This is a genomic window from Streptomyces sp. NPDC003300 (assembly GCF_040610915.1).
Classification (GTDB): Bacteria; Actinomycetota; Actinomycetes; order Streptomycetales; family Streptomycetaceae; genus Actinacidiphila.
The window spans coordinates 50468-60767 of record NZ_JBEXNE010000037.1; the positions used below are offsets into that span (position 1 = coordinate 50468).

At 70.2% G+C, this 10300-nt stretch carries 8 protein-coding genes; 6 read left to right on the plus strand and 2 right to left on the minus strand.

Going from position 1 to position 10300, the window contains the following annotated elements:
- The first annotated feature begins 83 nt into the window (after positions 1-83).
- The 4 genes from rpe (at position 84) to ABZX65_RS33490 (ending at position 3026) form a co-directional block, all read left to right on the plus strand.
- Positions 84-758 carry a ribulose-phosphate 3-epimerase gene (gene rpe / locus ABZX65_RS33475; RefSeq protein WP_355348824.1) on the plus strand — a complete coding sequence of 225 codons (675 nt, stop codon included), beginning with the start codon at positions 84-86 and terminating at the stop codon, positions 756-758.
- Positions 759-896: 138 nt separating this feature from the next.
- Positions 897-1910 carry a sugar-binding domain-containing protein gene (locus ABZX65_RS33480; protein ID WP_355348827.1) on the plus strand — a complete coding sequence of 338 codons (1014 nt, stop codon included), beginning with the start codon at positions 897-899 and terminating at the stop codon, positions 1908-1910.
- A 313-nt stretch (positions 1911-2223) separates the two neighbouring features.
- Positions 2224-2667 (plus strand): ribonuclease domain-containing protein, encoded by a 444-nt coding sequence (locus tag ABZX65_RS33485; protein ID WP_355348830.1) that lies wholly within the window; start codon positions 2224-2226, stop codon positions 2665-2667.
- A complete protein-coding gene (locus ABZX65_RS33490; RefSeq protein ID WP_355348833.1) occupies positions 2664-3026 on the plus strand; it encodes a barstar family protein in 363 nt (120 codons plus the stop codon). The genes ABZX65_RS33485 and ABZX65_RS33490 overlap by 4 nt, the downstream gene beginning before the upstream one ends.
- A 125-nt stretch (positions 3027-3151) precedes the next feature.
- On the opposite strand, the gene ABZX65_RS33495 is transcribed toward ABZX65_RS33490, so the two are convergent.
- Positions 3152-4300 carry a lytic polysaccharide monooxygenase gene (locus ABZX65_RS33495; RefSeq protein ID WP_355348836.1) on the minus strand — a complete coding sequence of 383 codons (1149 nt, stop codon included), beginning with the start codon at positions 4298-4300 and terminating at the stop codon, positions 3152-3154.
- A 278-nt stretch (positions 4301-4578) separates the two neighbouring features.
- On the opposite strand from ABZX65_RS33495, the gene ABZX65_RS33500 reads away from it, so the two are divergent.
- Positions 4579-5790: a cellulose-binding domain-containing protein gene (locus ABZX65_RS33500; RefSeq protein ID WP_355348839.1), complete on the plus strand. Its 1212-nt coding sequence runs from the start codon at positions 4579-4581 to the stop codon at positions 5788-5790.
- A gap of 94 nt (positions 5791-5884) precedes the next feature.
- Here ABZX65_RS33500 and ABZX65_RS33505 read toward each other — a convergent pair whose 3' ends face one another.
- Positions 5885-9385, minus strand: coding sequence for a ricin-type beta-trefoil lectin domain protein (locus ABZX65_RS33505; RefSeq protein ID WP_355348842.1), 3501 nt, complete (start codon positions 9383-9385; stop codon positions 5885-5887).
- Positions 9386-9999: 614 nt separating this feature from the next.
- On the opposite strand from ABZX65_RS33505, the gene ABZX65_RS33510 reads away from it, so the two are divergent.
- Positions 10000-10170, plus strand: coding sequence for a hydrophobic protein (locus tag ABZX65_RS33510; protein WP_355348845.1), 171 nt, complete (start codon positions 10000-10002; stop codon positions 10168-10170).
- Positions 10171-10300: the final 130 nt, after the last annotated feature.

The window sequence follows — 10300 nt, forward strand, 5'->3', positions numbered from 1 at the left end:
GCACTGGCGTTCGTGCCGTGTCCGAGGGTTGGCGGGACCGGTGGGTGGGAACACACGTCCTCCGGATCTGGTTTGCTGGACCCATGAGCGTGCAGATCAACCCCAGCATTCTTTCCGCCGACTTCGCGCGGCTCGCCGAGGAGGCGAAGGCGGTCGAGGGCGCCGACTGGCTCCATGTCGACGTGATGGACAGCCACTTCGTGCCGAACCTCACGCTGGGGGTGCCGGTCGTGGAGTCCCTGAGCAGGGCGACGGAGACGCCGCTCGACTGCCACCTGATGATCGAGGACCCGGACCGCTGGGCGCCCGCGTACGTGGAGGCCGGCGCGGGCTCGGTGACCTTCCACGTGGAGGCGGCGGCGGCCCCGGTCCGGCTCGCCAGGGAGATCCGGGCGAAGGGCGCGCGGGCGTCGATGGCGCTCAAGCCCGCCACCCCGGTCGAGCCCTACGAGGACCTGCTGCCGGAACTCGACATGCTGCTGATCATGACGGTCGAGCCGGGCTTCGGCGGCCAGGCGTTCCTCGACATCATGCTGCCGAAGATCCGCCGCACCAGGGCGCTGATCGACCGCTACGGCCTCGACATGTGGCTCCAGGTCGACGGCGGCGTCTCGGCCGAGACCATCGAGCGGTGCGCCGAGGCGGGCGCCGACGTCTTCGTCGCGGGCTCCGCGGTGTACGGCACGGACGACCCCGCCGCCGCGGTCCGCGCGCTGCGCGAGCAGGCCGCCGCGAAGGCCGCGGAAGTGCCCCGGTGACGGGGGCGCCTACCGGGGGTTACCACGGGCGGAAGCGTCTTCGCTACGCGCCCGTAACACGGCACGATCTGCGAGGATGAGCGCGGAGCGGATCACATGGGGCAACGCGGATCAGATAGGCGACTGGGGAGAACCGACGTGAGCACAGGCCGCACACAGGTGCGCATGGGCCCCGGCGAGATGGTCCAGGCGGCGGCGATGGCACGTCGCTTCTACCTGGAGGGCAAGTCCAAAATCCAGATCGCCGAGGAGTTCGGGGTCAGCCGCTTCAAGGTGGCCAGGGTCCTGGAGACCGCCCTCGAACGCGACCTGGTGAGAATCGAGATCCGCGTCCCCGCCGAGCTGGACGCCGAGCGCTCCGACGCCCTGCGCGCCCACTACGGCCTGCGGCACGCCGTCGTCGTCGAGACCCCGCCCGACCAGGCGGACGCGCCCGACCCGGAGAATCTGGGCGCCGTCGCCGCCGACCTGCTCGGCGAGCTGGTGGACGACGGCGATGTACTGGGCCTGGCCTGGGGCCGCTCCATCATCACCATGGCCAACGCGCTGGACCGGCTCGCGCCCTGCACCGTCGTCCAGCTCACCGGCGTCTACGACGTCGGCACCACCGAGCGCGGCTCCGTCGAGGCGGTACGCACCGCCGCCGCCGTCTCCGGCGGCGAGGCGCATCCGCTGTACGCGCCGATGGTGCTCGCCGACCCCGCCACCGCCAGCGCCCTGCGCGCCCAGAGCGGCATCGCCGCCGCCATGGGCTACTTCGACAAGGTCACCGTCGCCGTGGTCTCCGTCGGTTCCTGGGAAGCGGGCATCTCCACCGTCCACGACGCCCTCACCGACGAGGAGCGCGAGCACTACGCGGGCCTCGGCGTCGCCGCCGAGATGTCCTCCCACCTCTTCGACGCCCAGGGCCGCAGGGTCGGCCGCGACCTCGGCGAGCGCTGCATCACCATCGACGCCGACCGGCTCCGCCGGATCCCCGAAGTGCTCGCCATCGCGGGCGGTCGCCGCAAAGCCGCCGCCATCGACGCGGTGCTGCGCTCCGGCCTCGTCACCAGCCTGGTCACCGACACCGCCGCCGCCGACCACCTCCTGCACTCCACCGCCCCCGCCCCCCGCCCCGCCCTCGACCGCGCCGACCCCGACGGCCCCTGACCCCTCATACTTCGACCGCACGGGACGGCCACCAGCCCGCCGAACGACCGGAGGGGACGGGCCGGGGTGCCCCCGCAGGAGTGCGTTGACAGCCGGGTGCCGAATTCCGTGTGACCAGGTGTGACGCATTCCGAGGAGCTGCCCCGGCCCGGCACCGACCCACGGACAGCCGGCGCGGGCGACCGGCCCCGACCCGACGGCAACCGGCACGGCCAACCGGCACCGACCCACGGCCACCCGCGAGGCCCCCGGCTTGACCCGTGCGGAGTGCCGTTCCGCGCTGGAAGTGATCAAGTGTGGCAGCATCGGCGGCATGCTGCTGCGGTCCGTTCCACGCGCGGTCGCCCCCGTGCTCGCCACCTGCCTGCTCGCTCTGTTCGGAGTCCTCCTCGGCGGCTGCGCGACCCCCACCGTCGTCCCGGCCGCCCACAGCTCCGGGCGGGCCGCCCACGCCTCGTCCACCCCCGCCTGGGCCGACGGCCACCACGTCGTGCACCCCGCCGACCTGCCCCCCGAGGCCCGCACCACGCTGGCGCTGATCGACCGCGGCGGACCGTACCCGTACAGCAGGGACGGCATCGTCTTCGGCAACTACGAGAAGGAACTGCCCGCCCGGACGCGCGGCTACTACCACGAGTACACGGTGCCGACCCCGGACGCCCCGGACCGCGGCGCGCGGCGGATCGTGACCGGCCGCAACGGCGAGATCTTCTACACCTCCGACCACTACCAGAGCTTCGAGGCGGTGCTGCGATGACGGCCACCACACCGCCGGGCGACACCCTCGTACTGGATCTGACCGGGGTCGTCGACCGCCAGTCGTTCATGGACCGCTGCACCGAGCGGCTGCACCTGCCGGACTGGTTCGGCCGCAACTGGGACGCGCTCGCGGACTGCCTCACCGACCTGTCGTGGTGGCCGGTCGGCTCCGACGGGCGGCGGCTGCGGATCGAGGGCTGGCAGGAGTACGCGGCGGCCAAGCCGCGCGAGTGGCGGATCGTGAAGGACATCCTGCGGGACGCGGAGACCTTCTGGCGCGACACCGACACCGAGCTGACCGTGGCCTTGGAGGAAGACACGAACGGGGACGCCGAAGAGAGGGACGCTCGTCCGTAGGCGCACGATGCGTTCGCACGCGAATATGAAGTACGTGAACCGGTCGCCGTTCGGGGACGGCCGCCCCGCGCCCGTCGCCCCGCACGGCAGGAGGCCGTACGGGGCGCGTCGGCCGCGTCAGCGCGCTAGGAGAACGTGCAAGTGATCGAGCCGATGGGCGTGTTGTTGCCGGTCGAGTTGGCCGTGAATCCGAACGTCGTGGAAGCGCCGTCCGGTGGGATCGTGCCGTTGTAGGCGGCGTTGGTGACGCTGATGCTGCCTCCGCTGACTGACTGGACTCCGTTCCACAGACTGGTGATCTGCGTTCCGGTGCCGAGCGTCCAGTTCACCTTCCAGTGACTCGACGGCGAGGCGCCGTGGTTCATCACGGTGACCTGCCCCTGGAACCCACCGCTCCAGGAGTTGGAGACCGCGTACATCGCCATGCAGGAGCCGGGGTCGGTCCCGCCTGTGCTGCCGCCGGTCGTGGTGCCGCTTGTGGTGCCGCTTGTAGTGCCGGTGGTCGTGCCGGTCGTGGTGCCAGTGGTCGTGCCGCTCGTGGTCGAACCGCCGTTGTGGATGCCACTGACCTCGCCGTGACCGCCGTCGAACGCGATGTCGGAGCAGGAGAAGAAGTTCTCATTGCTGTCCGAGCGGACCCACTGGATGAAGACCATCGCGTCACCCGTGCGGTTCGAGGGCAGCGTCAGGTCCCAGTAGTAGTGGCCGCCGTCGGTTCCCGGCGACCCCACCGCGGGCGGGTTGGTGGTGCTTCCGATCGACTCCAGGTCGGCCCAGGCCAGGGGAGTGGTCGGGGACCAGCCCTGCTTGGTCACATAGACACGGAAGGTGCCCGGGTGCGCGGCCCAGTTGCTGTACTGCAACTGGATCGTGGAGCCCGACGTGAGGTGCGTTCTCGGCCAGTCGGCGCGGGCCGCGTTGTAGGCCGAGAAGTCGTACGGCGACTTGTTGCCGGCGCTGCACAGCGTTCCGTCCGGGACGTAACCCTCGCCGCGACCGCCCGCGTTGGAGTCGAGTACCGCGAACCAGTTGTACAGCGACGTCGTTCCGCTCTGGGCGACCGCCGCGGCGCAGGCCGGGTTGGTCGGCGTGAGGGCGCCGGTGGGGGTCAGGGCGTCCTCGTAGCACAGGTAGGTGCGCGAGCCCGGCATCATCGCCACGCCGTGCGCCTGCGCGGAGCCCTGGCTGAGCAGGACCGCGCCGAAAGCCGAGAGCAAAAGGGCGAAGACACCGAATAACGACAGTTGCCAGCTTCTTTTTCGCTTCAAGATCATGACCTTTCCGGGAGCTTTCCCGGGGCCGCGGCGCACCGCGGCCGGGCCACCGGGACAGCGTGGGGGGAGGGAACGGGTCTGCGAGTGGGAGCGCTCCCATTTGTGAAGCTAACAGTGGATCAAGAATTCGTAAACACCTGCGGACGAGACCGGCCCGAGTCGCGCCGTGCTTGGGTCGGGCCGCATCCGTTGACAGTGTGCAGCCAGGGCGCTGTGATGGATGGGAGCGCTCCCATATGTTGTGCTCCCCCCACGCAAGCACCCCGAAAGAGGCACCTATGCCCGCTCGCACTCTCCGGTTACCACCCAGGTTGTGGACGGCGGTCGCCGCCGCCATAGCGCTGGCCGTCTCGCTCCTGATCTCGGTGCCGACCAGCGGATTCGGCGCGTCGGCGTCCGGATGCCGGGCCGAGTACACGCTCAATGAATGGCCCGGTGGCTACACCGCGCAGGTGCACGTCACCAACCTCGGCGCGGCGCTGAGCGGTTGGCGGCTGACGTGGACGTATGCCGGTGATCAGAGGATCACTTCGGCCTGGAACGCGACCGTCACCCAGAACGGACACTCCGTCACCGCCGTCAACGCGTCCTACAACGGGGTCGTGGCAGCAGGAGGCACGGTCGACTTCGGCGTGCAGGGAACTGCTGGGTCCGCGGGCGCGCAACCGGCTGACTTCGCCCTCAACGACCTGCCCTGTGGAGGTGCCAGCACCACCCCGCCGACCACGCCCCCGCCGACCACGCCCCCGACCACCCCGCCGACGACGCCCCCGACCACGCCGCCGCCCACTTCGCCCCCCGCGGGATGCGACTCCGCGACGATATGCACGGGCTTTGAGGACCAGAGCGGTGCCGGTCCCGCCGGGGACTGGCGTTTCACCGCGCCCGACTGCCAAGGCACGGGGACGGCCGCCATCGACACGACAGTCGCGCACAGCGGCTCGAAGTCCCTGCGGGTGGACGGGAAGGCGGGCTACTGCAACCACGCCTTCGTCGCCTCCACCGCTGATCTGTCGTCGGTCGGCCCGGTGGTCTACATCCGGATGTGGGTGCGGCACACCACGGCGCTCCCGACCTCGCACGTCGCCTTCGTCTCCATGCCGGACTCCTCGCAGGGCGGCCGGGCGCTGCGGATCGGCGGCCAGAACGGCGCCCTGCAGTGGAACCGGGAGAGTGACGACGCCACCCTCCCGGCGCAGAGTCCGGCCGGGGTCTCGCTGAGCAGTCCGCTGCCGACCCTCACCTGGCAGTGTCTGCGCTTCGCGGTCGACACCACGGCGCCGAAGCTCGACACCTGGCTCAATGACACGCAGATACCCGGATTGCACGCCGACGGCGTGCCGACCCAGGACATCGACCAGCAGTGGCTCTCGCGCACCACGCCGCCCAGGCCGACCGCCCTGCGACTCGGCTGGGAGAGCTACGCCACGGGTGACGACACCTTGTGGTTCGACGACGTGGCCGTCGGTTCCGCGCCGCTCGGCTGCTGACGAGAGCGTCGCGGAGGTCCGTCGCGGACACGGTCGGGCAGCCGGTCTGACCGTGTCCGCGACGGGGTGGGTCACAGCGGACGGGACGTGCCGGTCAGCCGAGGCGGAAGCGCTGTGCCGCCGTCCCGTTGCAGTCCCACAACTGCACGGGATCCCCGGCCTGCTGGCCGTTGTCCTTGTCGTCGAGGCAGCGGCCCGACTGCGGATTGAACAAGGTGCCGTCGGCCCGGCTCTCCCACACCTGGGCGCCCGTGCCGTTGCAGTCCCACAGTTGGGTCCGTGTGCCGTTGCCGGTGTTGCCGCCCACCGCGTCGAGGCACTTGCCGAAGGTCCGCAGCGTGCGGTCGCCGGGCGCGGACCAGCGCTGCGCGTCGGAGCCGTTGCAGCCGGACAACTGCACGGGCGTGGCGGAGGCCGGATCGGCGTTGGTCACGTCCACGCACAGGGCAGCGGGGCCGGAGACCGCACCGGGCGGCAGCTTCCACGACTGCGCGGTCACACCGGCGCAGTCGTAGAGCTGGAGCTGTACGGCGCCGGGTGTGGTGTTGCCGTCCGGCACGTCGAGGCAGCGTCCCGAGGCCGGGTTGAGCAGGCTGCCGTCGGAGCGGTGCGTCCAGGTCTGCGAGGCGGCACCCGAGCAGCCCGCGACGCTCACCGGCGTACGGTTCGCCGTCCCGCCGCCCGTGGCCGTCAGGCACTTGCCGAGGACCCGGACGGTACTGTCGGCCTGGTACGCGACCTGCTGGGCCGCGCTGTGGTTGCAGCCCCACAGCTGCACGGCCGTCCCGTCGTCGGCCACCCCGCCGCGCACGTCGAGGCACAGGCCGCCCGCGCCGATCACCTCGCCGGACGCCGGGTTCGCGGACGCGCTGCCGGACAGCGTCACGGTGTGCGAGGAGCCGAGCGGGAGCGCGCCCGTCGTCACCGTCACCGTCCTGCGGTTGACGTTCCACGACCACGCGGTCTCCGGGACCTGCACCCCGTCGACCGAAACGTCGGTCGGCGCCTGCGAGTTGGACAGCCGCAGGGTGTAGGCCCGGGAGGTCGGCGCGCCGCTGAAGGAACCGGTCTGCGCGCCGATCGTCAGTGTCCGAGCCGTCTCACTCCACGACAGGGGCGCCTCGGTCGCCTGGCCGCTGCGATAGCCCGTACCCTCGCCGGCGTCGGAGTAGACCGAGAAGGCCCCGTCGGCACCCGCGGCGACATTCACCGTCACCTGCGTCAACGGCCGCTGCCCCTGGTTGTCGACGTAGTCGGTGCGGGTGGGGAGGATGCCGCCGGCCTTGATCAGCACCGGCATCCGGGACAGCGGACCGGTGATGGTGACGGTGGCGGGCCCGGTGTAGGTACGGCCGGTGAAGTAGTCCGTCCAGCTCCCCGGCGGCACCCACACCGACGCGGAGCCGTTGCCGCTGGAGTCGTTGGGCGAGGTGATCGGCGCGACCAGGACGTCGTCGCCGTACAGGTACTCGCCGGTGGCGCTGTAGGCGGCGTCCTGGGACGGGTAGTCGAGATACAGCGGCCGGACGATGGGCACACCGGTCGCGTTCGCCTGCTGTGCGAGCGTGTACGTGTACGGGACGAGCGCCTCCCGTAGCCGCAGGAAGGACTCGGCGCTCGCCGCGGCAGCGCCGCTGTAGTTCCACGGCAGCCGGTCGCCGTGGTCGGAGTGCAGCCGGTCCACCGGCTGGAAGGTGCCGAATTGCACCCAGCGGGCGTACAGATCGTCGGCGAGATGACCGCCGTGGAAGCTGCCGATGTCATGGCTGACATTGGAGATTCCCGCGGCGGCCTCGGCGGCGGTGAACTTCGCCTCGAAGGCGAGCATGTCCCACGTCGCGGGCGTGTCGCCGGTGAACTGCATCGAGTTGCGCCGCTCGGACCAGGGCCCGACCGGGTAGTTGCTGTTGTCGCCGCCCTCCTCCGAGCCGCCGATCCGTGCGAAGGAGAAGCCGCGCAGCCCCTTGGCCGCCGCGTCGTCCGCATAGGCCTGGTTGATCAGATTGTCCGGCCCCACATGCGGATCTGACGCGGTCGAGGCACCGCAGTTGGTGCAGTAGTCCAGCCACCACTCCCGCACGCCCTGTTGCTCGAAGGGCTGGTGCAGGTCGAGATAGGCGGCCAGATGCGCCGGGTTGGACCAGTCGAAGGCGTACGTGCTGCCGCCGTCGGGCAGGAGGCCGCCCGCGCGGGAGTTGGCCGCGGCGAATTTGGGGTCGGCGCTGTCGATGGTCGGGTGGATGTTCATCGACACCGCGAGACCCTGCTGCTTGGTCCAGTCGAGGAATGCCCGCGGATCGGGGAAGAGCGAACTGTTCCAGTTCCAGCCGTTCCACTGCGTCGGCGACTTCCAGTCGGTGTCCACCACCAGCCAGTCGATCGGCGTGTTCGTGCTGCGGAAGGTGGGCAGCAGCGAATTCTCGTAGTCGGCCGTCGAGTAGCCGTAGTACCGCGAGTACCACACGCCGTAGGCCGACTCCGGTAGCAGATTGGCGCCGCCGGTCAGGGAGTTGAGGTCGGCGAGGCCCTGCTTGTAGTTCTGGCCGTAGCCGAAGAAGTAGCCGTCCTGGTACGGCTGGGCGCCGTGCGAGGGACGGTCGGTCACCGCGTGCGCGCCCGACAACAGAGCCGTCCGGGTGTCGTCCAGCAGGTACCAGCCGTCGCGATCCAGGATCCCCGGGTGCTCGGGCACCGGCACGGCCGCCGGATTGTCCAGTGTCCGGGACCAGCCGCCGAGGGTGTTCGTCGGCCCCGCGCCGTAGCCGGTCGTGGTGAGCGCCGTCGACGCGGCCGGGTACGCCGTGGTGCCGACCGGGGTGACCGCCAGGCTGTCGATGTTGACCCGGCCGGTGTCACCCGCGTTCTGCACGATGCTCAGCGTGTTGGTGCCGGCGGTCAGGTGCACCGTGGCGGACGCGGTCGACCAGGCGTTCCACGACGAGGTGGCGGGCAGGCTGAGCGCCGGGCCCGCGGTCGAGCCGACCCGGGTGGACAGGGTGCCCGTGCCGCCCGCCGCGTTGGAGTAGCGCACCCACAGCCGGTAGTCGCCGGTCGACGGCACCGCGGAGACGTCCTGGGTGAGGCCGCTGCCCGTGTGCTCGTATCCGGCGACGAAGCCGGAGCCGGTGTGCCCGGTGTGGTCGTAGGCGGCGACGCCGTAGCCGCTGAGCAGCGAATTCTCAGCCTCGCAGGCGGAGTTGACCGGGCAGTAGGAAGGAAACGCCGGTTTGGCGGTCACCCCCGTGCCCGCCATCGTCACCGTGAGGTTGGCCGCCGTGAAAGGGCCGCTGCCCCGCTTGTAGCGCAACGTCAGCCCGGACGTCGTGATCTCGCGGTATCCGTCCGCGGTGACGTCCGTGGTGACGTCGGATACGGGGAAGGACCGGTTGACGGCGTTGAACGTCGTCCCGTCCTGGAAGACGGCGTCGCCCGCGTACTCCAGCCGCACCAGGGTCGGACTGAGCACCTCGAAGCGGGCGTTCCCGTCGGTGACGACGGAACTCGACGCCGCGGCCCGCGCTAGCGGGGCGGCCTGCCGCGCCACCGCGCTGTCGACGGCGGTGACCGACAGCAGCGCCAGGCATGAACTCAGCACGAGCGCCCGGCTCCTGCGGGGCGAGAGAGGTGATCCGACGCGGCGTGGGCGCATGGGCATGCCTTCCGTAGTCCTCGACAGAGCCTGACATCGTTGTCCATGGTCCAATTCGCCGTGCGGAAAGCGGAGTTGAGTTGACCGGCGCGACGAGGCGAGAGAGCGCTCTCTGAAGCTAGCCATTGGTCGTGTATGCGTCAATACGCCGCACGGGCCGCACGGGCCGCACGCGCCGGTCGGCGGTGTGTCACTCCGGTCGACGCACCTCGACGGCCGCGCCCCGTCCCGTCACCGCGCTGACGCAGCGCGAGACACCACCGGTCGCACCAGAGGTCGGAAACAGCCCGGATCCCCGCGGCGGTGTCCGCGCCACAGTCCGCAGCGTCCGGTCGTCATCGTGAGGACAAGGAATTGCGGAGCGGTACGGGGTGATACGGGTCTGGCGCGCACTCGGAATCGAGTGCGCCTGTCGTCGAGGCACGGTGACTATGGCGCCCGACCGCCTGTCCCGCTCATCGCCAGGACACCTGTCACCAGCTGATGGATACCGTTCCGTGACATTATCCGCGCATGTCAGTGTGGGCGTGGGGCAAGCGCGCGAGTGGGAGGTACAAACTATGGGACCGCTTCTGCTCGTTCTTCTGCTCGCGTTGATTCTCTTCGGCGCCGGGTTCGCCCTCAAGATTCTGTGGTGGGTGGCGATCGTTGTCCTGGTGGTCTGGCTGCTGGGATTCGTTGTCCGCTCGACGAATTCCGGTGGCAGCCGTGGCCGTTGGTACCGCTGGTAGCGACGCACTTCGACCTGCCACTGAGCGGTGTCCGCCCCTCGCGGGGCGGACCACCCCACCAAAGTTTTAAAGAAAAAAAAAAAAAAAAAAGATAAACAGAAAAAAAAGAAAAAGAAAAAAAAAAAAAGGA